The sequence below is a fragment of the Sporosarcina sp. FSL W7-1349 genome (assembly GCF_038003045.1).
Lineage (GTDB): Bacteria > Bacillota > Bacilli > Bacillales_A > Planococcaceae > Sporosarcina.
This window is the reverse complement of record NZ_JBBOOK010000001.1, coordinates 2791402-2816038: the sequence shown is the minus strand read 5'-3', so window position 1 is coordinate 2816038 and position 24637 is coordinate 2791402. Positions and strand designations below refer to the sequence as shown.

Here is a 24637-nt window from a genome sequence, read left to right as displayed (position 1 = left end):
TGTTCAGGACCTCTTGCATATTTTGTCCAAACTTGACGCATACTAGGACCAGTAATGAAAGCAACGTCCAATTTTGTGGAAAGTGAGGCATCATGCATGAAGGCAACAGGAATCGTCCGCAGAATCGATGACCTGGGAAGGGTTGTCATCCCGAAGGAAATACGGAGGACGCTCCGGATCCGAGAAGGGGATCCGCTTGAAATTTTTACTGACCGAGACGGAGAAGTCATCCTGAAAAAATATTCACCAATATCCGAGCTTGGACAGTTTGCGAAAGAATACGCAGAGACTTTATATGAAACGCTGGGGACTCCTGCACTCATTAGTGACCGTGACGAAATGATCGCGGTTGCAGGATTGTCCAAGAAGGACTATATGAATCGGCAACTGTCGCCGGATGTCGAGGAAATGATGGCCACCCGGAAAGTCATCACGGAAAAGCTCGAAAAAACAATCGAGTGGGTCCCGGGTCAAGTGGAGCAAGTGAAATCGTACTGCATCGCTCCAATTGTCGCAGGCGGCGATACAATCGGTGCGGTCTACATCTTATCCAAAGTGCATTTCGTTGGTGAAGTCGAACAAAAAGCGGTGGAAACCGCAGCCCATTTTCTGTCCAAACAGATGGAGCAATAGGAAACAGCCCCTCGTACCAATGAATGGTCCGCTGGGGCTGTTTTTAATATTAGGGCAGTGGGTTAGAAAGCTTTATAAATCTTGCCCGACAATCACTTTCCATTTGTTTTTCTTTTGCTGGATCGGAAGGGTTAATTCCAATTGCCCGTCCTCCTCAACTATTTCAACGGTAGCTTCAAACTCGGTCGGACTGATGGATTGAAGTTCGATGATTTTCGCAATAGGATTGGTATGCTCTATATCAAGGTAGTTTTCCTTTTGCACCGACTTGTCAGGAAACCTCAAGTCATCTGAGTACTTTACCAACGCATTGATATCATGGTTTTCCAATGCCGACAGGTAATTGGATAGGACATTCTCTGCCTGTTCTTCCAGGGTCATTTTTGAACATCCGAATAAAAGCACCAAGAAAAGTAATCCCATGGGTGCTAACTTCCGCATTTAAATCCTCCTCTCAGAATAATTTCCCCTGTATGAGTCTATGCAAATAGTGGGATATATGTATTATTTTACATAACATAATAGCATATAAAAAATGGTCTCTCAATGAACTATTTGGATATAAGGTGGTGTGAAACAGCATCGGCGAGTAAAACAGTGTGATATTGTTTTAATATCAGCACCTTTTTCAATGATGGTATACTAAGTTTATTCAAACATTGAAAGAGGCGCGGCCATGTCTTCAGCGGATTGGAATATGAAAACGTTCATGAAAGGCGCTTCGATTTTGGCGGTGTCGGCTATTCTGGTCAGAGTGCTCGGCGCGGTCTATCGTGTGCCTTTTCAAAACCTAGTGGGGGATAAAGGTTTTTATATTTACCAGCAAGTGTATCCGTTCATTGGAATTTTTATCGTTTGGACTTCTTACGGATTTGCGGTTGCCGTTTCGAAACTTTTGGCGGCTAGCGAGAGCCGAGATGAAAAGAACGCAACGAGGCGAATTGCGTTTTTTTATTTAGCCCTGGTCTCCCTTGTCTTTTTTATAGGGCTGACTGTTTTGGCTCCGTTTTTTGCACGCTCGATGGGGGATATGGAGTTGGCCCCCTTGCTCCGGACCGGTGCGTATATTGTACTTGTCATGCCGGCACTGGCCGTTTTGAAAGGCTCCTTTCAAGCAGAGGGGAACATGGTGCCGGTTGCTGTTTCCAGTGTTGGTGAGCAGGCGGTCCGGGTCTGTATTATTTTAGTGGGGACATGGATTGCCGTGCATGCAGGCGCAAGCCTCTATACAACCGGAACCATCGCGATGTGGGGTGGCGTCGTTGGACAGGCTGCCGGGGTCGCAATCCTTGCGTTTTATTCCCGAAAGTTGTTCCAAGGCCCGTTGATAGGGGTCAAACCTTGGCCGATCGTTAAAGAATTGACGGTTGTCAGCATTAGCGTTAGTGCCAGCTCACTCATTCTCCTGTTATTTCAATTGGTCGATTCATTCACCGTTTACAATGGTCTGTTGGCAAACGGGTTTGCGGAGGAAGCCGCCATGGCACGGAAAGGTGTCTATGACCGTGGTCATCCACTCGTCCAAATGGGAATCTTGATTGCGACGACATTGGCATTGGCGATTGTCCCGCTCATCGCGCATCATGCCCCCAAAGAAGAGGGGAGGGGCGCCTTGCCTTTCATCCGCTTGACGTTCCGGACAGCATTTTTATTCGGTTGGGCGGCGGCGGCCGGCCTCGCGCTCGTAATGCCCTATGTGAATGAAATGTTGTTCGAGACGAGAGACGGTTCCCTGACATTGATCATTTTTTCATTCCAAATTTTTTGGCTATCTTTAATCCTGCCGTTGACTGCCGTCTTGCAAGGGGCTGGAAAAGTGAAAATCCCGACGTTGCTCCTTGCGGGTGGACTCGTTATTAAAATAGTTTCCAATTATGTAGGGGTGCCGCTCTTCGATGTGACCGGTGCGGCCCTTGCGGGGAACATCGGATTGGCTGCCATTTCGCTTGGCCTTTTGTTATATTTTAAGAAGGTTTGGCCGATTGCGCTTGCGCCCATCCGTTTCTATGGATGGATAGTGGCCGCGACTGTATTGATGGCGGCAATTGTTATGTCGTGGATGATTCTAGGCGACTGGGTATTGTTCGACAAACTGCCATCCCGCATCGGCTCCGCCCTAATTGCGCTGTCGTCCGTCGCGCTGGGTGCAGCCGTTTTCTTAAGTGTCGTCATGAAATCACGTATAATGGCGGAGAAGGATTGGTATTTGCTACCGTTTGGCAAACGGTTGGCCGTCATCCAACTCTGGCTGAATAAAAATAGAAGGTGAAGAACATGAATCGAATTACAATTATCGGCCTCGGTGCAGGCGAGCTGGAGCAACTATCCATCGGTACCTACCGAAAATTGAAAGAAGCGGACATCATTGTCGCACGAACAGACCAGCATCCTGCTGTTTCGGAGTTAAAGGCGGAAGGCGTGGAACTGGCAAGTTTCGACGGAATTTACGAACGGAATGATGCGTTTGAGGACGTCTATGAACAAATTGTCGAGGAACTGCTTCGGATGGCGGCCGATCGCCCGGTGACTTATGTCGTACCGGGGCATCCGCTTGTAGCGGAACGGACCGTGCAGTTATTGATCGAAAGGGAGAACGCAGGTGAAGCAAGCCTTGATATCTTAGGCGGCAACAGCTTTCTAGACCCTATTTTTGCTGCGCTGCGCATCGATCCAATTGAAGGATTTCAATTGCTTGATGGAACTGATTTGAAGCGGGATGAGGTCCATATGCAGCAACATGTCCTCATTGGACAGGTGTATGATGCGTTCGTCGCTTCTGAGGTGAAATTGGCCTTGATGGAAAAGTACGCGTACGACCATCCGGTGACGATTGTGACGGCAGCTGGTTCTTCCAAGGAACAGCTGCGAACCGTCCCACTGTTTGAACTGGATCGGGAGACGACGATCGACAATTTGACGACGGTGTACGTCCCGCCTGTTGGAAAGCGGGAAGAGCGCCTGAAAGAATGGGCGACGTTCCGTGAAATCATAGCAGCTTTGCGCGCGCCGGATGGCTGTCCATGGGATCGGGAACAGACGCATGAAACGTTGAAACGCTATCTCGTGGAAGAGGCCCATGAGCTATTGGAAGCGATCGACCAGGAGGATGACGAGGCCATTATCGAAGAACTGGGCGACGTTCTATTGCAAGTGTTCCTTCATGCACAAATCGGGGAAGACGATGGTTTTTTTGCAATGGAAGACATTTTAGAATCGATCGGTTCCAAAATGATCCGCCGTCATCCCCATGTGTTTGGTGATATTGATGTGAAAGATTCGGAGGAAGTATTGCGGAACTGGCAGGATATTAAAAAGAGCGAAAAACCGCAGCAAGAGTCTTTATTGAAGGGGCAGGAACGGTCCGAATCATCTTTGTTGACAGCCTTTAATTATCAAAAAGAGGCGGCGAAAGTCGGGTTTGATTGGCCGGATATTGAAGGAGCCTTTGACAAGTTCGAGGAGGAATGGGCGGAATTCCGACAGGAGGTGGAGGAAGGAACGCCCGCAAGCCAAGTGGATGAGCTTGGGGATGTCCTCTTCACGCTCGTCAATCTGGCACGGTTCTTGAAAATCTCGCCGGAAGAGGCGATGATTCACGCCAATCAAAAATTCCATTCACGCTTTTCATTTGTCGAACAACAGGTAAAAGAGGGAAGCGGGAATTTCACCGACTACACACTGGATGAACTGGAAGAGTTTTGGCAACAAGCGAAAGGAAGGAGAAAGAAATGAGATTAGATAAGTTTTTGAAAGTATCCCGCTTGATCAAACGGCGGACTTTAGCGAAGCAAGTGGCCGACCAAGGCCGCATTACGATTAACGGGAAAGTGGCGAAAGCTTCTTCGGTAGTGAAGGCAGGCGATGAATTGGCCATCCGATTCGGCCAAAAAATCGTCACTGCACGAGTCGAGGTATTAAAAGACTCTACGAAAAAAGAAGATGCCGCGTCCATGTACATAATATTGAAAGAGGAAAAGTTGGAAAAGGTAGAGCCGGAATTTATTGACGATGAGGATTGAAAAGGGGGAAGTGTGAATTTCAGCAGTTGCGCTGAGATATCAGCTCTCCGGGAAAGTTATCAGCCGTTCGGTAGAGTTATCGGCGGTTGTGAAGAAGTATCAGCCGTTCGGTAGAGTTATCGGCGGTTGTGAAGAAGTATCAGCCGTTCGGTAGAGTTATCGGCGGTTGTGAAGAAGTATCAGCCGTTCGGGAAAGTTATCGACGGTTGTGAAGAAGTATCAGCCGTTCGGTAGAGTTATCGGCGGTTGTGAAGAAGTATCAGCCGTTCGGTAGAGTTATCAGCGGTTGTGAAGAAGTAACAGCCGTTCGGGAAAGTTATCAGCAGTTTTGCCAAGATATCAGTTTTCCGGTAGAGTTATCTGCGCCGTCGGTAAGCATTCGAAGAACGGCCAGTGTCCTCCTTTTGCAACGTGAATGTTCCTGTCATCTTTTCAAGCCGCACGGCATAAGATGGCTGTGAACGTACAAGCAAAGGAGGAAGCATATGCAAATCCAGACGGACAGCCCTACGTATACAATCCCATCAGGTGATCATGTAGTCACAATGCGCAACAGAAAAAGGATGGACCTCACTTCAGTCAAATCAATCGACCGGTTCGACCAAGAAGAATTCCTCATTCGGACATCGCAAGGCATGCTGCAAATACGCGGGGAGGAACTGCGCATCGTCCATCTCGATGTCGATAAGGGGCTTCTCACATTGGAAGGGACGGTATCGACCATCCAATACGATGAAGAAGAATCAGGATCACGGAATTTCCTCCATAAATTATTTGGATGAGCCTCTCCGTCCAGTTTCTTAGTCTCCTGGCGATGATCGGGACAGGTGTGGCAGGCGGAGCACTCATCGATTTGATTCAAACCGGGACGACGAATATGGGAAAACGGTCATTTATCCGCAGACACGCAATCTGGTTTGAAGCGATCGGGTGGATTGTGGTCGGTTGCGGGTCATTCTATGTCTTGTTCCTTGTCAGGGACGGGGCCTGGCGGATGTATGATCCGATTGCCCAGATTTGTGGATTGCTTTTGTATGCGAGTATTTTCCACAAGCCGTTTCGATTGGTCGGGCGCATCATCCTGCTAGTTGTGGTGAGGCCCATATTGTTTGTCTTGCGTATCATAATCTCCATCATACGGCGGATCATCCGAATTTTCATCAGACTGATCATCCTTCTCTTCACACCGTTCATCCGGCTCTATCAGGCCCTTCGTAGAAAACTCTTTAAAACGAAGGAAGACTGATGTATACTTTATGAAATACTGATCGGATGATGTGAAGAGAGGATGTGCAAGACATGGAGGAACGATCGTCGCGTGCAACAGTGGCATCGATTCAAACCGAATACGTCCGCAATCTCCAAAAACAACAGCAACGGAAGGCGGCGCGGAAAGTCCGTTTGTTTCGCAGGCTGGCAGTACTTGGCATCATTTCGGCTATCTTTTTCGGTGCATTGATCCACACCCATTTTAAACAGAAACAGGTCTTGGCTGATAAAGAGCAGCAAAAGGCCGAGTTGACTGTCCAATTGCAAGAAGTGCAAGCAGAGCAGGAATTATTGGAAAAGCAACTTGTGAAATTGGACGATGATGAATATATTGCAAAGCTGGCGAGAAAAGAATATTTCTTGTCAGACCGGAATGAAATCATATTTTCCATCCCTGAAAAGCACCAAAAAAAGGATGGAAATATGGAAGGAAAAGAGTAGTCTTATTGACACTCTTTTTTTGTTGGCTATAATAAGAGTAGGAATCTTGCACTTAGCAGGACCCGTCAATACGGTTGCACGGCTTCCGGTGCGAGGCCCGCTTAAAATTTAAGGAGGAGCATTTTTTTTATGTCAATTGAAGTAGGCAGCAAGTTAGAGGGTAAAGTAACAGGAATCACAAACTTCGGAGCATTTGTTGAGCTACCGAACGGTTCGACAGGCTTGGTCCATATTAGTGAAGTAGCGGACAATTATGTCAAGGACATCAATGATCATTTAAAAGTAGGCGACATGGTTGAAGTGAAAGTGATGAATGTCGGAACAGATGGCAAAATCGGTCTGTCGATTCGTAAAGCACAGCCTGAATCCGAACGCCCACAACGTCCTCAGCGCCCGCATCGTCCTCGTCAAGGCGGTCGGCCAATGAATGATCGTCCAGAAAATTTTGAACAGAAAATGGCAAAGTTCATGAAAGATAGTGAAGAACGCCTCTCCACTCTCAAGAGAGCGACGGAGTCCAAACGTGGTGGACGCGGAGCAAGAAGAGGATAACTTGCTGGCTGTTTCAATTCGGAAAAAATGACATTGCAATCCCCGCCTCATATGAGGGGCGCGGGATTTTTTTTGTGTCTTAGGAAATTAAAAGCTTACGGCCAGGCTTTGAGTACCAAGGACACGGCAATTTTAGTCGGCCGGCGCTTGTCGGGGCTTTGTACTTTTATTTTGGCCTAAGAAGTTAGACGCCGTCGAACAGGGTTATGTTTCTGCTTTTATGGCGATTCATGGCTACTCCTTCGAGGAAGAACTCTAGAAACGGTAGCAAATCGACAAGAAAAGCTCATAAAAAAAAGCAGCCTTTTCAGTTCAAAGCTGCTTTTTCATTTATCCGATTTTGTCTCTTCAATATGGCGGCGGAGGGAGTCGAACCCCCGACCTTACGGGTATGAACCGGACGCTCTAGCCAGCTGAGCTACGCCGCCTTGCTTGCAACAATACTCATAATACATGGGAACCCCGCATGTGTCAACCCGCTTAGGAAAAAAGAAAAACAGTCCCGGAACACGTCGAAACATTTTTTTGGCCACCCGCCAGGAACAGACAATTTCTTGTTGTCCTTCTATGTATACTCAATGAAAAGTGAACATAGGGGGAAATGGGATATGAAAATGATGAGCAATGTGGAACATTCAGCTGGGCAGTCCATCCGTATGTATATCGAGGCAATCGGAAAACGAAAACTGTATCTATTCATCTCACTCTTATTTTTGCTCGGTTCCTTCTTTTTATCGCAAGCGGTCTTGTTTGATGCGGCTGTTCCGTTTTTTCTTCCGGTGTGGGCATTGGCAAAGGCGCGTTTCCGTAAACACTTGATCTGGGTCTTTATCGGCGGAATGGCCGGAAGCGCTTTCCTTGGTCTTGGACAAGCGATCCTCCATCTTTTGCAACTTATTCTATTCAATGCGGTCATCAAATATCCATTCACACGGAAATCCGTTCCCATTACCGTCGCGGGATGTCTAATCGTCGTCCAAGTCGTATGGCAATTTATCATGCATGCGGGGCAGCCGCCGGTCATGGTCCAGCTGGCCATCGGATATGAAGCGGTGCTTGCCTTATTCATGACATTCTTCCTGTTTGTCGCCTTTCCCCCGATCGACCGCCTCTATTTTGAAAAATGGACGCCGGAACGTTTGAGTGCGGCTTGTATTATCGGTGCGATGGCGGCGACCGGGATGAGCGGGGTGATGATCGGCCATGTGTCAATTGCAAGTACCCTGATCCATTTGACAATTTTGCTTGCGGCTCTGGCAGGCGGGATTCCGTTTTCGACCACGGTCGCGATGATCATTGCAGCAATCATTGGCATAGCGGAGCTGTCCTTCACCGGGATGATGGCCGTGTATGGCATGACCGGATTCCTCGCGGGTGCCTTGAGGCGATTCGGCAAAATGGGCATTGCCTTGTCGGGATTATTTGTGTCGGTGTTCTTTCTCCTCTATGATTTGACACTGCCATTGGATACTTCCTATTTTGTTTCGATTGGGGTGGCTTCGATTTTATTTCTATTGATTCCTACCAAAAAGGTGGATCCGCTTCGTCATGCGTTGTTTCCCGAACGGCAGGAAGTTTCGGAAAAGCGGCAAAAGTGGCTGGCCGAGCGCTTGGATGAACAATTAGCGGACTTCCAGCAATTTGCAGAGTTCATGTCCACGCTCGTCAAAGACCGATTCTCCTCGACGGATGCATCGGCCGTGCGGGCGGTTCCTTCCATCTGTCAGTCCTGTTTCCGCTATTCGAAATGCTGGGAGGGACAGGATGAGGAGATGCCGCGCTTATTCCAGGCATGGGAGGCGACGTATTCCGTGACGAAGAAGGCGGCGCGCCATAAAGTGGAGGAAAAGATCCGATATAAATGTATCCGCTTCACCGGACTCGTCGCGGAGCTGGAGGAGCAGTCCGCCAGCCGTCTTTTGAACGGTCAGCTTCAGCATGGCCGTAAAATGTTGGCCCTCCAACTGAGGGACATGAGCGCCCATCTAGAGAAGATGATGAATGAAATTAAAGAGGATATTTCCGTCTATAAACCAGACGAGGAGGAGATTGCCAAGTCGTTGAAAGAAAGGAATATCGAATTCTTCCAGATTGATATTCTGTCAGGCGAGAGAGGGGCCCGTCGGATTGTCATCTGCATCCCGGAAAAGCGATCTGATTTCGAAACGGATACGACGGTGGCGGAACGATTGGTGCTGCCAATACTGGAGGAGCAGTATAATGAACCGTTCCAAGTCGTCAAGTCGTCTGTCCAGCAGCATCCGTTCCCTCATTTACAATTGACATTCGGTTCCGCTGTTCGTTTTTCATTGGAATACGGAATTGCGGCGGCATCGGGAAGTGGATCCTTCCAAGCGGGGGACGCCTATGAAGTTTTTCCGATCCATGAAGGCTTGACGGCTGTTCTGTTATCAGATGGAATGGGACAGGACCTGAATGCCTACCGGGAGAGCAGGAAAGTGATCCGGTTGATGCGTGAGTGCCTGAATCGGAAGATGAATCCTGAAACGGCAATGCACACGCTACATTATATGATGGCGTTAAATGGGTTGGACGATATGTACGCCACGCTGGATCTCGCTTTGGTCGACTTGCAGGAAGGACGCCTTTGGTCTTGGAAGGCCGGATCTATGAGTACGTATATCAAAAGAGGGGAAGACTTTATCAGATTGGACAGTAAATCGGTCCCGGTCGGCTTTTTACCATCATTTTCAGTGGAGGCTAAAAACGAAGAATTGAAATCCGGTGATTTAATTGTCATGATGACGGATGGACTGTTAAATGGCGAGATTTCATTGGAAATACAAGAGAAGGCAATATACAGCACACTTGAAAGATGCGGACATTCGGATTGCGATAAGATTGCCGACCGGATTATGAATGAAATGGAGCGCAGGTTCAGGGCGGTAGGGGATGACCGGACGGTGCTCGTCATGAGGGTGGACCACGCCCTTCCGAAATGGACAGGATTCAGACCGAATTCATCGGTTATTTCCCGGGAAAAGATGATAGGATAGAGAGAAGTGAAAGAGTTGGGGGGATGGTGAAGCTTTGGGAGAATTCGAACGGACCGTTTTACGTTTTATTGAGGAAAATGGGCTTGTGAAACGGGGGGACAGTTTGTTGGTCGCTTGTTCGGGGGGGATCGATTCCGTTGCGGTTCTTCATTTTATGGCGAGCCGCCGAAAAAGGTGGGGGATCGAAGTCGCCGCTGTCCATGTGGATCATATGTTGAGAGGGGAGGAGTCTGCCGAGGACGGTGTGCTGGTGAACAGCTTATGCAAGCAGTACGGCATTCCGTTTTACGGCAGAAGTGTGCCTGTCCCCGACATTCTTGCCGAAAAGGGGGGCAATGTCCAAGCGGTATGCCGTATTGGAAGATATGCTTTATTTGAAGAAATTATGCAAAAGGATGATTTCGCCTGCTTGGTGACGGCCCATCATGCCGATGACCAACTGGAAACGATGTTGATGCAGATGACCAAGGGGGTCCCGCCGCTTGGCATGCCAGCGGAACGGGAATTGGGCGTCGGCAGGCTGATCCGTCCGTTCTTCCCAGTTACCAAAACGGATATTCAGGGGTATGCCGCGGAGAATGAATTACCGTATCGAGAGGACCCAAGTAATGAAAGCGACGACTATATGCGGAACCGCATCCGTCATCAGCTACTGCCCTTCATCTTGGGGGAAAACGCGTCGGCGGCTGTTAATGCCGTCCGGATTTCCAACAGATTGCAAGAGGATAATGAGTTGCTTTGGCAGCTCGTCGAGGAGCGGGTTGGCCAATTCGTACAATTTGATGAAAACGCACTCCCTTTCATTGATGACCATGCCTTTTTCGGCATGCCCGTCGCTTTACAAAGGAGGGCGATTCCTCTACTATTGAATTATCTTTATGATGGTCGGCGTATATCGGTGGAATACCGTGACGCGCTAACTGAACAACTGCTGCGTCATGTTTCTTCGCAACAAGGAAATGTCACGGTTGACCTGCCGGAAGGATTTCGTTTTGTAAGGGAATATGGCAAATTGTTTTTCACTCAAAGACAATTTGCCGATGAACCGACAACTCAAAAACGATTGGAGAAAGGCGTTTGGACTCCATGGACAAATGGGCTCGAGCTTCTTTGGGATGATGTACATAAAGTAGAGGAAGACATGCTGGAGGATGGAACCGAAATCATGTATTTCACTCTCCCCGATGTGGCTTTTCCGCTTTTTGCACGGATCAGGGAAGACGGAGACCGGATCCTATTGGAAGGGATGCCGCATCCAAAGCGGCTATCGAGGCTGTTCATCGACGAAAAGATCGCAAGGACAGAGCGCGATCGTTTACCCGTAATTATTACCGCCCAAGGGGATGTATGTGCTGTACCAGGAGTGCGATACGGCATGGCTTTCTCGAAGAGGAGGACCGGCCAGCCATACATATTTGCAATGAAGAGACGACCTGCGCTTGCAGAAGATAAACTCCTAGAGAATTAGTGGAAGAGGGTGGATTTCGATGTTGGCAAAAGATATCGAAGAAGTACTGATTACGGAAGAAGAAATAGAAGGAAAAATTAGTGAGCTCGGTGCCGTTTTAACCGAAGAATACCAAGATAAGTTTCCGCTTGCCATCGGCGTGTTGAAAGGTGCATTGCCTTTCATGAGCGATTTGATGAAGAAGATTGACGCTTACATCGAATTGGATTTCATGGACGTGTCCAGTTATGGCAACGCGACCGTCTCCTCAGGTGAAGTGAAAATCATTAAAGATTTGAACACCAGCGTAGAGGGACGGGATGTCCTTATTATCGAGGATATTATCGACAGCGGAAAAACATTAAGCTATCTCGTTGACCTGTTGAAGTATCGGAAGGCTAACTCCATCAAAATTGTAACTTTGCTGGATAAACCGACCGGGCGTAAGGTCGAACTGAAAGCGGATTATGTTGGATTTATTGTCCCGGATGCCTTCGTCGTAGGGTATGGTTTGGACTACGCGGAAAAATACAGAAACTTGCCTTATATCGGCGTGTTAAAGAAGGAAATTTATTCTTTCTAAGAGCTTGCAGGATTGCCCTCTTGACAAGATGGAGGAAAAGCTCTTTGTCTTTATTCAGCTGAAGACTTCCAGCTCTATAAGATGGTGAGTTGAATGCGGTTTTATTTCCAATTCAGTGGGCGTCCAATTGCTCGCTGAATAAAGACAAAGCCTCCGGCGGATGTCACAGATTTTGTGGTGAGTTAATCGAGCAAGCTCGATTCAAAATCCGGACTCAATTACGCCGAGGCGTAATTGATATAAGGCATTTCCTTTGGAGAATGAAACCAACCTATGTTAAGATTTACAATAGTTTTCTTTTACTGAGTGAGGAGGCTTGGGATGAATCGGATATTTCGTTACTTTCTATTATACGGATTGATATTCCTGGCAATCATGGGAATTTTCAGTTCTTTAAACAGTACAAATCCGAAGTTGAAAGAGATTACTACCAGTGAATTCATCTTAGCTCTGCAAGATGGGGAAGTAACCTCCTTGACACTCCAACCAAATCAGCTTGTATATGAAGTTAGAGGGGAAATGAAGGGTTACGAGAAAGGCGAGGAATTCGTAACGAATATTGCGCAGAATGATGATCAGCTGCTAAGTAATATTCATGAACTTGCCCGTAAAATGGAGATTGATGTGAAAAAAGCACCTGAAACAAGTGCTTGGGTTTCTTTCTTTACTGGTCTTGTCCCGTTTATTATCATTTTCATCCTTTTCTTCTTCCTGTTAAATCAGGCGCAAGGCGGTGGCGGTGGCCGTGTCATGAACTTCGGGAAAAGCAAGGCGAAGCTTCATACGGATGATCGGAAAAAAGTCCGTTTTACAGACGTTGCGGGAGCGGATGAGGAAAAGGCGGAACTTGTGGAAGTCGTTGATTTCCTAAAAGATTCGCGGAAGTTTGCGGAAGTCGGTGCGCGGATTCCAAAAGGGATTTTGCTCGTCGGACCTCCAGGTACAGGTAAGACATTATTGGCCCGTGCAGTTGCGGGGGAAGCAGGCGTGCCATTCTTCTCGATCTCGGGTTCCGATTTCGTGGAAATGTTCGTAGGGGTCGGGGCTTCACGTGTACGTGACCTCTTTGAAAATGCGAAAAAGAATGCACCATGTATCATATTCATTGACGAAATTGACGCAGTCGGCCGTCAACGGGGCGCAGGTCTCGGCGGCGGGCATGATGAGCGGGAGCAGACATTGAACCAGTTGCTCGTCGAAATGGACGGCTTCGGGGAAAATGAAGGCATTATCATCGTTGCAGCGACGAACCGACCGGATATTTTGGACCCAGCCCTATTGCGTCCTGGTCGTTTCGACCGGCAGATCACTGTTGGAAGACCGGATGTCAAAGGACGGGAAGCTGTTTTGCGCGTGCACGCACGCAATAAACCTCTCGATGATTCAGTCAACTTGAAGGCACTTGCTCAACGGACGCCAGGTTTCTCCGGTGCGGACTTGGAGAACTTGCTGAACGAAGCCGCGCTCGTCGCAGCACGCCGCGGTAAGGAAAAAATCGATATGGCCGATATTGATGAGGCGACGGACCGTGTTATTGCGGGACCAGCGAAAACGAGCCGTGTCATCTCGGAAAAAGAACGGAATATCGTCGCATTCCACGAGGCAGGTCATGTTGTTGTCGGCTTGATGCTCGACGATGCGGAAATCGTCCATAAGGTAACCATTGTTCCACGCGGCCAAGCGGGCGGGTATGCCGTCATGCTGCCGAAAGAGGATCGTTATTTCATGACGAAGCCGGAACTTTTGGATAAAATTGCAGGGCTCCTCGGTGGCCGTGTAGCGGAAGAAATCGTCCTTGGTGAAGTATCGACCGGGGCACATAATGACTTCCAGCGCGCTACGGGTATTGCCCGATCTATGGTGACGGAATACGGAATGAGCGACAAGCTTGGACCGATGCAGTTCGGCCAGTCCCAAGGCCAAGTATTCTTGGGCAGGGATTTCAACTCCGAGCAAAATTATTCCGAATCCATTGCTTATGAAATTGACCAAGAAATGCAGCGCATCATTAAAGAGCAGTATGAGCGGACGAGACAGATCCTGACGGAAAAACGGGATTTGCTTGATTTGATCGCGACTACACTCCTTGAAGTGGAAACTCTCGATGCCGAGCAGATCAATCACTTGAAAGATCACGGCACGTTGCCGGATCGACCATATGAACGGAACGGCAAGGACCAAGACGCTCCTCCCGTTGCGGATAATGAACAAGACTCTGTGATCCCGGATGTCACGGGTGCACCTACGGATCCTTCAATCGGCGACTTGCCGAAAGAGAACAGTGGCGACCGTCCACTGCGACCGATCGACGAAGAACGTAGGGACTGAACGATGAATGATAGCCGACTGTTTCTTTCGAAGCGGTCGGCTATTTTTCTATTAGTCTTCAGCTTATGAAATTTCCTGTTCTCATAAGACGGAACCTGAGCCGGATTTATGGTATGATGTGGTGGAAAAAAGTCGAAATAAGCGAGGAAACCATTATGATCTTAGTGTTAGATACCGGTAATACGAATATTGTCCTTGGGGTATATGAACAAGGAGACTTGAAATACCATTGGCGCATGGAAACATATAGGCATAAGACGGAAGATGAGTATGCCATGCAAGTGAAATCGCTTTTCACGCATGTCGGCCTGTCTTTCGAGGACATTAACGGCATCATCATTTCATCCGTCGTCCCGCCGGTCATGTTCCCGCTAGAGCAGATGTGCCGCAAATATTTTAATCAGAAGCCACTCGTTGTCGGACCTGGCGTGAAGACCGGCTTGAACATTAAGTACGAAAATCCGCGTGAGGTGGGAGCGGACCGGATTGTAAACGCCGTAGCGGCGACTCATGATTATGGCGATCCGCTCGTCATTGTCGATTTTGGGACCGCCACGACCTATTGTTATGTGAATGAACGCGGCGAATATATGGGAGGCGCCATTGCACCAGGAATCGGCATCTCCATGGAAGCCCTATTTGACCGGGCATCCAAACTGCCACGTATTGAACTGACCCGGCCGGAACACGTCATCGGAAAAAATACGGTTGCTGCCATGCAGGCGGGGATCGTCTATGGGTACGTAGGCCAAGTCGAAGGTATTGTTACCCGGATGAAAGCGCAGAGTAAAGTGGAACCGACCGTCATTGCAACCGGTGGACTTGCTGATTTAATCGCAAGTGAAACGGATGTTATTGACGTGGTTGACAATTTCCTGACGTTAAAAGGGCTTCATCTAATTTACGAACGGAATATGTAATTCCCCCAAAAGAAGGAGAGATAGATGAAAATGAGTGATTATTTAGTGAAAGCCATTGGATATGAGGGGACGATCCGGGCCTATGCAGTCCGTTCGACCGAGACAGTGGCTGAAGTGCAACGCCGACATACAATGTGGCCCACTGCGACAGCGGCACTCGGCCGAACGATGACTGCGGCGGCCATGATGGGTGCCATGGCGAAAGGGAAGGACAAGCTGACGCTTAAAGTCGAAGGGAATGGGCCGATCGGCGCGATGGTAGTCGATGCCAATGCCGATGGCGAAGTACGGGGCTATGCCACGAACCCCCATGTCCATTTCGAATTGAATGACCAAGGGAAATTGGATGTTCGACGGGCTGTCGGAACAGAGGGAATGTTGACGGTTGTAAAAGATCTCGGTCTGCGTGATTTCTTTACCGGTCAAGTTCCGCTCGTTTCGGGGGAAATTGCCGAGGACTTCACGCAGTACTTTGTCGTTTCTGAGCAGGTTCCTTCCGCTGTTGGACTTGGGGTGCTTGTCAATCCGGATAATACAGTGAAGGCGGCAGGCGGTTTTATTATCCAAGTAATGCCGGGGGCAACTGACGAAACGATTAGCCTATTGGAAGAAAAGATCGCCAAGGTAGATCCGATTTCAAAACAGATTGACCGAGGCTTGACGCCGGAAGAAATTCTCGGTGAGGTCCTAGGTACGGAACAAGTGACCATCTTAGATCGTTTAGATGTAAAGTTCTCATGCAATTGTTCAAAAGAACGATTTGGGAACGCCATTATCGGGTTGGGTGAAAAAGAAATCCGGGAAATGATCGTAGAGGACGGAAAAGCAGAGGCACATTGCCACTTCTGCCTGGAGACATATACGTATTCAAAAGATGAGCTGGAAGGTTTTATCGATGAAATACGGTCGCAGTCCTAAGGAAACTTCTACGAAACGAAGATTGAAGACCAAGCCGCTTCTTATTTTGATCGGCATCCTGTTTACTTGCAATGTCCTCTGGTTTATTGGATGGTTGATTCCCGACAAGTCCAAGAAATCGGATGAAGTCGTGGCGACAGTCGCAGGGGAGCCGATCATGAGGGAGGAGTGGCTGACGGCCATGGAAGAGGAAGTGGGCCGTGAAACGTTGCTTGAACTGGTCAATGGACATGTCATGGAAGCGGCGGCCAAGCGGTATGGCATCAAGGTGAACGATCAGGAAATCGATTTGGAGCTCGCTTTGATCGCTTCTGTTGGAGGTCAATCATACTCTGGCCTGGACGCTGAAAAGATGCGTCAAAAAGTCCGTTCCAATTTGATATTGGAAAAGGTATTGACCAATGATGTCATCATCCAAGATCAGGAGATCGAGGATTACTATGACACCAATACGAGCCTCTATCATATCGAGACTGCCTATCGTACATCTGTGATCGTTTTGCCTAGTAAGGAGGAGGCGGAACAGGCCACCGACGAGTTGGCGGATGGGTCGAATTTTGCGGTCCTCGCCAAAGAGCGGTCCGTCGATGCCGCTTCTGCAAGCCTTGGCGGAGATATCGGTTATATCAACGATTCGACAAATACCATCGACCCGGCGATAGTGGAGGCGGCTGTCGGGGGCAAGGTCGGGAAACCGAGCGATGTCATCCAATTGAAAGACGGTACATATGCAATTGTTCTTGTTAATGAAGTGGTGGAAGGGCGCTCCTTCAAACTGAACGAAGTCAAAGATCAGATAAAGCGTGAATTGGCCTTGGAACAATTGTCCCAGTCCGTTAGTCCAGAAACGTTCTGGAAAGAATTCGATGCAGAATGGTTTTATGGGAAATAAAGAAAAAGCTGTCTGCGGGCAGCTTTTTTGCTTACCAAGATATTTTATTAGAAAATTAGGGTAAGTTTCAGTGATGTCCTCATTGACAAAAGTCACAATTCAGTAGTACAATAAAACATATTAATATAGTAGGGATTGGGAGAGGGTAAAAATGAGTAAAGTCGGAAATTCGGTTGTAGATTTAGTTGGAAAGACACCGCTCGTGAAATTGAATCGTTTGACAGGACCGGAAGATGCGGAAGTATATCTGAAATTAGAATACTTCAACCCGGGTTCCAGCGTCAAAGACCGTATTGCGCTTGCCATGATCGAAGCAGCTGAGAAATCAGGGGAATTGAAAGAGGGCGGCACGTTAATCGAACCGACTAGCGGAAACACCGGAATTGGTTTAGCGATGATTGCGGCGGCCAAAGGATATAAGGCTGTTCTCGTCATGCCGGATACGATGAGCTTGGAACGCCGCAACTTGCTGCGTGCGTATGGGGCGGATCTTGTTTTGACACCAGGAGCGGAAGGAATGAAAGGCGCCATCGCGAAAGCGGAAGAACTGGCCAAAGAAAATGGCTGGTTCGTGCCACAACAATTCAACAATGAAGCAAATCCGGAAGTCCACCGTTTGACAACTGGACCAGAAATCGCCGATGCGTTGGACCGTGTCGATGCTTTTATTTCAGGCATCGGTACCGGCGGAACGATTACAGGGGCAGGCAGCGTTTTGAAAGAACGTTTCCCGGAAGTGAGAATAGTAGCGGTCGAACCGACAGATTCCCCGGTCCTTTCGGGCGGCAAACCAGGTCCTCATAAAATCCAAGGGATCGGCGCCGGGTTCGTTCCAAAAGTATTGGATACCGATATCTACGATGAAATCATCCAAGTGTCCAACGACGAATCATATGATACGGCAAGACGCGCAGCGAGGGAAGAGGGAATCCTTGGAGGCGTTTCCTCAGGGGCAGCCATCTTTGCGGCATTAAAAGTGGCGAAAGAACTGGGCAAAGGCAAAAAAGTCGTTGCCATCCTCCCGTCGAACGGAGAACGCTACTTGAGCACACCGCTCTACCAATTTGACGAATAAGAAATTTGCGAAAGAAGGAGTCTAATTGCTCCTTCTTTTTTTATTGGGTTGGGCGTAAACCGGCGTAGCTGGGACTGTCGTGAGGTGGTGGAACTGTCATGGCAATTCGTGCAACTGTGCGGGCAAATTGGAGAACTGTCATGGCTCGTCCGGAAACTGTCATGGAGCGCCGGAACTGTCAGGGCAATTTCAGCAACTGTGCGGGCAAATTGGAGAACTGTTATGGCCCGGTCGGAAACTGTCATGGGGCTGCGGAACTGTCATGGCAATTTCAGCAACTGTGCGGGCAAATTGGAGAACTGTCATGGCTCGGCTGGAAACTGTCATGGAGCGCCGGAACTGTCAGGGTAATCCAAGCAACTGTCAGGGGAATCCAGAAAACTGTCATGCCCCCAAAATTCCTTCCCCCCCACCCAATTCCAAAGCAGGAAAGATGGGAAATTTCGGGTGGCCTCCAGTTTTGGAGTGGCATAATCGCCTTCCGCCGCGGTAAGATAGAAGGACTATGAGTGACCAGGGGGAACAGAACATGCAAGGACAGACACCGAGCTATACCACGACGAAAATGACGAAGGAGCAATTTTTCCAAGCCTATAAGGAATTGGCGCAGGGGAATGAAAAGCATATTCTTTTGGAAAGCGGGCGGGGCGGCGAGATGTGCATCGTGGGGATTGATCCGCTTGTTACGCTGCAGGCATTGGAAGGAGACCGGCTCCAGATGGACTGGCGTGACGGCCGGAGTGAAATCCGGGAGGGCGATCCTCTCCAACTGCTGACGGAATTCGTACAGGATTATGAAATGGAGCGCATGCCGGAACTGCCGGCCTTCCAAGGAGGCGTGCTTGGTTTTATCAGCTATGATTATGTGCGACGCTATGAAAATTTGCCGGATTTAGCGCGGGATGATCTCGAAACGCCGGATTTGTATTTTTATTTATTCGACCGGTGGGTGGTGCTCGATATTGCAACGGAGACTGCGTATTTCATGACGCTCCCGGATTGTCAAGATGTCCCTTCTACCGTAGCGGCTCAGTGGTTGGATGCAGCCTCCGCGACTCAAAAGCCGGCATGGGAACATGTGTCGGCGGACTATAAAAGACCGAAAAACGTCGATGTCTCCGTATCGGGTTCAGAATTCGAGCAAATGGTGCGGGATGTTCAGCAATATATTGAGCAAGGCGAGGTCATTCAAGTGAATCTGACCGTTCGCCAATCTAAGACTTTGCTTGCCGCTCCACTTGATATGTACGAAGCGCTTCGAGCTTTGAATCCATCACCTTACATGGCTTCCCTCGGCGCTCCGGAATTCGCGGTCGTCTCCGGCTCTCCTGAACTGCTCTTGAAAAAGCGTGGCAATGAATTGAGCACTCGGCCGATTGGCGGGACGAGAAGGAGAGGAAAAGATGAAAAGGAAGACGTCGAATTGCAGGCGGAACTCTTGTCGAATGAAAAAGAGAAAAGTGAACATAAAATGCTTGTCGATCTGGAAATGAAAGATTTCGAAGGCGTGTGCATACCCGGTACCGTCGAGACGGATGAATTCATGGTTATCGAAAAATATTCCCACGTCATGCACCTCGTTTCGAATGTCAGGGGAACGGCCGCGGAAGGGTTGTCGAATGCAGCGATCATCCAAGGAATCTTCCCTGGCGGCTCCATTACAGGCGATCCGAAACTTCGGACGATGGAAATCATCGAGGAATTGGAGCCGACGCGGAGAGGGCTTTATACCGGCTCGATCGGCTGGTTTGATTTCAATGGGGATGCGGAGTTAAATATCGTCATCCGGACCGCTTATATCAAAGACGGTATCGCCCATATCCAGGCAGGCGCCGGCCTCGTGGCGGAGTCTGTCCCGGAAGCGGAGTACATTGAATCATTGAATAAAGCAAAAGCCCTTTGGCAGGCGAAGGAAATGGCGGAATCGGTGAGCCGGATAACAGAGGAGGGATAAGGCATTCATGTTATGTTGGATGAATGGTGAATATAAAGAGGATACGGAGTTGACCATTTCCCCGTTCGATCATGGCTTCCTGTACGGAGTCGGTTTTTTCGAGACGTTTCGGACCTATGGAGAAGATGTGTTTTTATTCCGAGAGCATATGGAACGATTGCGTACCGCGCTCGCTGAATTCCGCATTTCGATGCCATATGGGGACCGAGAGATGTTGGATGCTGTACGACAGCTCGATCGGGAGGCGGGCGATGGAGATGGCTATTTCCGGCTTAATGTGTCGGCGGGCGTGCATGATATCGGGCTGGGCCCCAGTTCCTATGGGACTCCGAATGTCATCTTGTTCCGCAAAGCGCTCTCTCCCGCAAGGCGTGGAACGGAGAAAAAAGGCATTTGGCTCGAGACTCCGCGTAATCAACCGGAAAGCGATATCCGGCAAAAATCGCATAATTTCTTGAACAATGTCAGGGGCCGGCTGGAGCTCCCTTCCCTGAAGGATCAGGAGGGGCTTTTCCTGACGGCGGATGGGCATGTGGCGGAAGGTGTTACATCCAACGTCTTCTGGATGAAAGACGGAGAACTGTTCACACCTGCTATCGAAACGGGAATTTTGCCAGGAACGACGCGGGCATTTCTGCTGCGGTTGGCGGAAGTTTCCGATATTCGAGTGAATGAAGGGTTTTATCCGAAGGAGATGGTGGAGGTTGCGGACGAAGTGTTCGTCTCCAATGCCGTCCAGGAAATTGTGCCGTTGTCTTCCGTCGGGGGGATTCTCCTTCCCGGAGCGTCGGGGGTTTATTATAAAAGACTGCATGATGCCTATGTGCAAGCAATAGATGAAATGAAAGAGAGTGGACTGGAATGGAGTTAACGAATGCTCGGGACGTCTATCGATTCGGCAAAGTCGAATTGGATTTCCGGAAAGAGACCGGCGTGATGGGAATTTTGAATGTCACACCGGACTCGTTCTCGGATGGCGGACGTTTTAATACGATCGACACGGCCTTACAACGGGCGGAGATAATGGTCCGGGAAGGCGCCAAGATCATTGACGTCGGAGGGGAATCCACCCGTCCCGGCCATGTTCCGATTTCGTCGGGTGAGGAGATTGAAAGGATTACCCCGGTCATCGAGGCGCTGGTCCGTGAACTAGATTGCGCCGTGTCAATTGATACATATAAATCGGATGTAGCCGAGGCGGCTGTCCTAGCTGGCGCCCATATTATCAACGACATTTGGGGAGCCAAGCATGATCCGGCGATTGCCCAAGTTGCGGCGAAATACGGAGTGCCTATCATCCTCATGCACAACCGCAAGGAAGCTGTTTACAATGGGCCTGTAATGGAGGAGGTTCTTGCCGACCTAGACGAAAGTGTGTCGATTGCGCTGGAAGCGGGTGTGGAAAAGGACGATATCTGGCTCGATCCAGGCATCGGCTTCGCCAAGGACACCGCCCAGAACATAATTGTCATGCAAGGGCTACAGCGGATTTCCGACATGGGCTACCCTCTTTTGCTTGCCACTTCGCGGAAACGGATGATTGGTAATGTGCTGGGTCTGCCGGTGGATGAACGGATGGAAGGTACGGGGGCGACGGTTTGTTACGGGATGGAGCGCGGTTCCCATATGGTGCGCGTCCATGACGTGAAGGAAATTTCGCGAATGGTGAAGATGATGGATGTCCTGATCGGGAAAACGGCGTTCGTGGGAGAGGAGTGACGACGTGGATTATATTCATTTGAATGAAATGCAGTTTTTCGGGTATCATGGCGTTCTGCCCGAAGAGACGAAGCTTGGGCAGCGTTTTAGGGCGACCGTAACGCTGGCGCTCGATTTGTCGGAAGCCGGGACGACGGATGCGTTGGAGAAGACGGTGAATTATGCGGAAGTGTACAGTGTATGCAAATCTGTCGTAGAGGGAGAACCGTTCAAGCTGATTGAGTCGGTCGCAGAAAAAATGGCGGACCGAATTCTGAACAGCTTCGGGAATCGAGTGCTCGGCGTTCGGATTCTGCTCGTCAAGCCCGATCCGCCGATCCATGGGCATTATGCTTCTGTAGCAGTTGAAATCACAAGGGGGCGGTTTACGTGAACGTCGCATATCTTTCAATCGGCTCGAATATCGGCGATCGGCTTGGCCACTTGCAGGAGAGTGTAAAGGCCCTTCATTCCCAGGAGGGGATTGAAGTGACAGCGGTGTCGTCCATTTACGAAACGGCGCCGGTCGGCTATATCGGCCAGGCGGACTTTTTGAATATGGCCGTGGAACTTCAGACGGACCTGGATCCTCATGCGTTATTGAATGTATGCCAGCAGATTGAGTATGACCAGGGACGGAAGCGGCTGATCCGGTGGGGTCCTCGGACCATCGACCTTGACATATTGCTTTATAATAATGAAAATATTGAATCGGAGAACTTAATTATCCCCCATCCGCGTATGCAGGAGCGGGCCTTTGTTCTTGTACCCCTTTTTGAAATAGCGCCTGAGCTTGCTAGTTCGGGAAAACCGCTTCAAACGAATGGCGTGCGTCTTTGGAAGAAAATCGATGAGGTATCATCTTTCTTGAATGGGCCTCTTTTATAATAACCGTCGCTAGGAGCAGCGGAATCGGTTATATGAAAGGGATTTGCGGCAACGCACAGATCCGGAAAGCCGTCAATGCGGCAGAGTCCGCAGATGAATTGATCCGCCTATTGAACGCATTCAATGTTGAAATGACAGAGCGTGAACCGGAAGTGGCCGGTTTTAGTGCAGTTTGATAGGAAAAAATTTGAGCTGTCGCATCGTTGTGGCGGCTCTTTTGGGTTTATCGACCAAGAAAACGTGTCGGGGCGGCCCAAATTGTGTACAATAGGTGCATGCTATCCTATGAAGCGGATAAACATGAAGGAGTGAAAGAAATGTCCCATCTGGACGAATTAAATGATCAGCTTTTGGTGAGACGCCAGAAGATGGAAGATATACGGGAAAGCGGGCTAGATCCATTCGGCGCTCGGTTTGAGAGAACTCATCTCTCCAACGAAATCCGAGAGCAATACGACCAGCTATCCAAAGAGGAATTGGATGAAACATCGCATGAAGTAGTCATCGCGGGAAGAATCATGACGAAACGCGGAAAAGGGAAAGCCGGATTCGCGCACATCCAAGACCTAGGCGGTCAAATCCAAATTTATGTCAGACAAGATGCAATCGGGGAAGAAGCCTATAAATTATTTACCAGTGCGGATCTTGGAGACATTGTTGGTATCAAGGGGACAGTATTCAAAACAAAAGTGGGCGAACTCTCCGTCAAAGCTCTAGAATTTACGTTTTTGACGAAAGCGTTGCGTCCTTTGCCTGAGAAGTTCCACGGCTTGCAAGATATTGAACAACGGTATCGCCAACGTTATTTGGACTTGATTGCTACGGAAGGAAGCAAAGAGACATTTATCCTGCGAAGCCGGATTATCCAGTCGATGCGCCGCTATTTGGATGGAATCGGTTTTCTGGAAGTGGAAACGCCGATGCTGCATTCCATTGCAGGTGGGGCTTCCGCGAGACCATTCATTACCCATCACAATGCGTTAGACATGACGTTATATATGCGGATTGCCATTGAACTTCATTTGAAACGGCTTATTGTCGGTGGATTGGAGAAAGTCTATGAAATCGGCCGCGTTTTCCGGAATGAAGGGATTTCGACACGCCACAATCCAGAATTCACGATGCTTGAGCTATATGAGGCATATGCGGATTACCAAGATATCATGGAACTGACCGAAAACCTCATTGCCCATGTGGCGCAAGACGTGCTCGGCACGACAAAAGTGAAATACGGAGAAGACGAAATCGATCTATCCCCAGGCTGGACACGCCTCCATATGGCGGATGCTGTGAAGCAATACACGGGCGTCGACTTCTGGAATGAAATGACGAAGGAAGAAGCGCATGCGCTGGCCAAAGAACATGGTGTAGAAGTTACTAACATGATGGAAGTCGGCCATGTACTAAATGAGTTTTTTGAACAGAAGGTCGAAGAGCAACTCGTCCAGCCGACATTTATTTATGGTCATCCGGTTGAAATTTCTCCGCTTGCGAAGAAAAATCCGGAAGATGAACGATTCACAGATCGTTTTGAGTTATTCATCGTTCGCCGCGAACATGCGAATGCTTTCACAGAATTGAATGATCCAATCGATCAGCGTGAACGCTTTGAAGCGCAGCTGTTGGAGAAAGAGCAAGGAAACGACGAAGCGCATGAGATGGATGATGACTTCATCGAAGCGTTGGAATACGGCTTGCCTCCAACTGGTGGACTTGGAATCGGGATCGACCGCCTTGTCATGTTGTTGACAAATGCACAATCCATCCGGGACATCCTGCTATTCCCGCAAATGCGTTCCAAAGATTAATAAGTGGATGCCATGCAAGGGAGCAACATCTCTTGCATGGTTTTTTATTTGAGAAGCAATCCATAGTTGGAGATGTGGAATCCCTTTTAATTAAGTGATTTTACGTATGAAAAGCTGGCTTACAAAAAAGAGTAGCAGTTTTTTTAATTTAGGGGTTGCAAAGTAGAAGACATCGGAGTATAGTAGAGAACGTTG

The 24637-nt window shown here is 48.9% G+C and carries 25 protein-coding genes and 1 tRNA gene; 24 read left to right on the top strand and 2 right to left on the bottom strand.

What is annotated here, in order from left to right; genetic code table 11:
* Nucleotides 1–96: 96 nt before the first annotated feature.
* Complete coding sequence (gene spoVT, locus MKY41_RS13830) at nt 97–633, top strand: stage V sporulation protein T (protein WP_340745561.1); 537 nt, start codon at nt 97–99, stop codon at nt 631–633.
* A gap of 72 nt (nt 634–705) precedes the next feature.
* On the opposite strand, the gene MKY41_RS13825 is transcribed toward spoVT, so the two are convergent.
* Nucleotides 706–1074, bottom strand: coding sequence for a hypothetical protein (locus MKY41_RS13825; protein ID WP_340745560.1), 369 nt, complete (start codon nt 1072–1074; stop codon nt 706–708).
* Nucleotides 1075–1309: 235 nt separating this feature from the next.
* On the opposite strand from MKY41_RS13825, the gene MKY41_RS13820 reads away from it, so the two are divergent.
* The 7 genes from MKY41_RS13820 to MKY41_RS13790 all read left to right on the top strand — a co-directional run bounded on the left by MKY41_RS13820 (nt 1310) and on the right by MKY41_RS13790 (nt 6914).
* A complete protein-coding gene (locus MKY41_RS13820) occupies nt 1310–2902 on the top strand; it encodes a putative polysaccharide biosynthesis protein (RefSeq protein ID WP_340745559.1) in 1593 nt (530 codons plus the stop codon).
* A gap of 5 nt (nt 2903–2907) precedes the next feature.
* Nucleotides 2908–4365, top strand: coding sequence for a nucleoside triphosphate pyrophosphohydrolase (gene mazG / locus MKY41_RS13815; protein ID WP_340745558.1), 1458 nt, complete (start codon nt 2908–2910; stop codon nt 4363–4365).
* Entirely contained in the window at nt 4362–4652 is a 291-nt protein-coding gene (locus tag MKY41_RS13810; RefSeq protein WP_340745557.1) for an RNA-binding S4 domain-containing protein, read from the top strand. Before mazG ends, MKY41_RS13810 begins: the two co-directional genes overlap by 4 nt.
* 485 nt (nt 4653–5137) lie before the next feature.
* On the top strand, nt 5138–5434 hold the full coding sequence (yabP, locus tag MKY41_RS13805) for a sporulation protein YabP (protein WP_041072500.1): 297 nt from the start codon (nt 5138–5140) through the stop codon (nt 5432–5434).
* A complete protein-coding gene (gene yabQ, locus MKY41_RS13800) occupies nt 5431–5898 on the top strand; it encodes a spore cortex biosynthesis protein YabQ (protein ID WP_340745556.1) in 468 nt (155 codons plus the stop codon). Before yabP ends, yabQ begins: the two co-directional genes overlap by 4 nt.
* 53 nt (nt 5899–5951) lie before the next feature.
* Nucleotides 5952–6362 carry an FtsB family cell division protein gene (locus MKY41_RS13795; RefSeq protein WP_340745555.1) on the top strand — a complete coding sequence of 137 codons (411 nt, stop codon included), beginning with the start codon at nt 5952–5954 and terminating at the stop codon, nt 6360–6362.
* 129 nt (nt 6363–6491) lie between these two features.
* Complete coding sequence (locus tag MKY41_RS13790) at nt 6492–6914, top strand: S1 domain-containing RNA-binding protein (protein ID WP_041072506.1); 423 nt, start codon at nt 6492–6494, stop codon at nt 6912–6914.
* Between the two features lie 354 nt (nt 6915–7268).
* Here the strand turns inward: MKY41_RS13790 and MKY41_RS13785 are convergent.
* Nucleotides 7269–7342 (bottom strand) — tRNA-Met (locus MKY41_RS13785).
* A 180-nt stretch (nt 7343–7522) separates the two neighbouring features.
* Between MKY41_RS13785 and MKY41_RS13780 the strand changes: the two genes are divergently transcribed.
* The 16 genes from MKY41_RS13780 (at nt 7523) to lysS (ending at nt 24442) form a co-directional block, all read left to right on the top strand.
* Nucleotides 7523–9931: a SpoIIE family protein phosphatase gene (locus MKY41_RS13780; RefSeq protein WP_340745554.1), complete on the top strand. Its 2409-nt coding sequence runs from the start codon at nt 7523–7525 to the stop codon at nt 9929–9931.
* Between the two features lie 34 nt (nt 9932–9965).
* Nucleotides 9966–11399 (top strand): tRNA lysidine(34) synthetase TilS, encoded by a 1434-nt coding sequence (gene tilS, locus MKY41_RS13775; RefSeq protein ID WP_340745553.1) that lies wholly within the window; start codon nt 9966–9968, stop codon nt 11397–11399.
* Between the two features lie 19 nt (nt 11400–11418).
* Nucleotides 11419–11961 (top strand): hypoxanthine phosphoribosyltransferase, encoded by a 543-nt coding sequence (hpt, locus tag MKY41_RS13770; protein WP_340745552.1) that lies wholly within the window; start codon nt 11419–11421, stop codon nt 11959–11961.
* A gap of 321 nt (nt 11962–12282) precedes the next feature.
* Nucleotides 12283–14289 carry an ATP-dependent zinc metalloprotease FtsH gene (gene ftsH / locus MKY41_RS13765; RefSeq protein WP_340745551.1) on the top strand — a complete coding sequence of 669 codons (2007 nt, stop codon included), beginning with the start codon at nt 12283–12285 and terminating at the stop codon, nt 14287–14289.
* Nucleotides 14290–14444: 155 nt separating this feature from the next.
* Nucleotides 14445–15209 carry a type III pantothenate kinase gene (locus MKY41_RS13760; RefSeq protein WP_340745550.1) on the top strand — a complete coding sequence of 255 codons (765 nt, stop codon included), beginning with the start codon at nt 14445–14447 and terminating at the stop codon, nt 15207–15209.
* 30 nt (nt 15210–15239) lie between these two features.
* On the top strand, nt 15240–16127 hold the full coding sequence (gene hslO / locus MKY41_RS13755) for an Hsp33 family molecular chaperone HslO (protein WP_340745549.1): 888 nt from the start codon (nt 15240–15242) through the stop codon (nt 16125–16127).
* Nucleotides 16105–17019 (top strand): peptidyl-prolyl cis-trans isomerase, encoded by a 915-nt coding sequence (locus tag MKY41_RS13750; protein WP_340745548.1) that lies wholly within the window; start codon nt 16105–16107, stop codon nt 17017–17019. The genes hslO and MKY41_RS13750 overlap by 23 nt, the downstream gene beginning before the upstream one ends.
* Nucleotides 17020–17170: 151 nt before the next feature.
* Nucleotides 17171–18094 carry a cysteine synthase A gene (gene cysK / locus MKY41_RS13745; RefSeq protein WP_340745547.1) on the top strand — a complete coding sequence of 308 codons (924 nt, stop codon included), beginning with the start codon at nt 17171–17173 and terminating at the stop codon, nt 18092–18094.
* A gap of 84 nt (nt 18095–18178) precedes the next feature.
* On the top strand, nt 18179–18445 hold the full coding sequence (locus MKY41_RS13740) for a hypothetical protein (protein ID WP_340745546.1): 267 nt from the start codon (nt 18179–18181) through the stop codon (nt 18443–18445).
* 178 nt (nt 18446–18623) lie between these two features.
* Nucleotides 18624–20048 carry an anthranilate synthase component I family protein gene (locus MKY41_RS13735; protein ID WP_340745545.1) on the top strand — a complete coding sequence of 475 codons (1425 nt, stop codon included), beginning with the start codon at nt 18624–18626 and terminating at the stop codon, nt 20046–20048.
* A gap of 7 nt (nt 20049–20055) precedes the next feature.
* Entirely contained in the window at nt 20056–20919 is an 864-nt protein-coding gene (pabC, locus tag MKY41_RS13730; protein ID WP_340745544.1) for an aminodeoxychorismate lyase, read from the top strand.
* A complete protein-coding gene (gene folP / locus MKY41_RS13725; RefSeq protein WP_340745543.1) occupies nt 20910–21767 on the top strand; it encodes a dihydropteroate synthase in 858 nt (285 codons plus the stop codon). The genes pabC and folP overlap by 10 nt, the downstream gene beginning before the upstream one ends.
* Before the next feature lie 4 nt (nt 21768–21771).
* The gene (gene folB / locus MKY41_RS13720; protein ID WP_340745542.1) at nt 21772–22140 is read left to right on the top strand and encodes a dihydroneopterin aldolase; all 369 of its coding nucleotides are present in this window, start codon (nt 21772–21774) and stop codon (nt 22138–22140) included.
* Nucleotides 22137–22634: a 2-amino-4-hydroxy-6-hydroxymethyldihydropteridine diphosphokinase gene (gene folK / locus MKY41_RS13715; RefSeq protein ID WP_340745541.1), complete on the top strand. Its 498-nt coding sequence runs from the start codon at nt 22137–22139 to the stop codon at nt 22632–22634. Before folB ends, folK begins: the two co-directional genes overlap by 4 nt.
* A gap of 32 nt (nt 22635–22666) precedes the next feature.
* Nucleotides 22667–22810 carry a hypothetical protein gene (locus MKY41_RS13710; RefSeq protein ID WP_340745540.1) on the top strand — a complete coding sequence of 48 codons (144 nt, stop codon included), beginning with the start codon at nt 22667–22669 and terminating at the stop codon, nt 22808–22810.
* 141 nt (nt 22811–22951) lie between these two features.
* Nucleotides 22952–24442: a lysine--tRNA ligase gene (gene lysS / locus MKY41_RS13705; RefSeq protein ID WP_340745709.1), complete on the top strand. Its 1491-nt coding sequence runs from the start codon at nt 22952–22954 to the stop codon at nt 24440–24442.
* Nucleotides 24443–24637 lie beyond the last annotated feature (195 nt).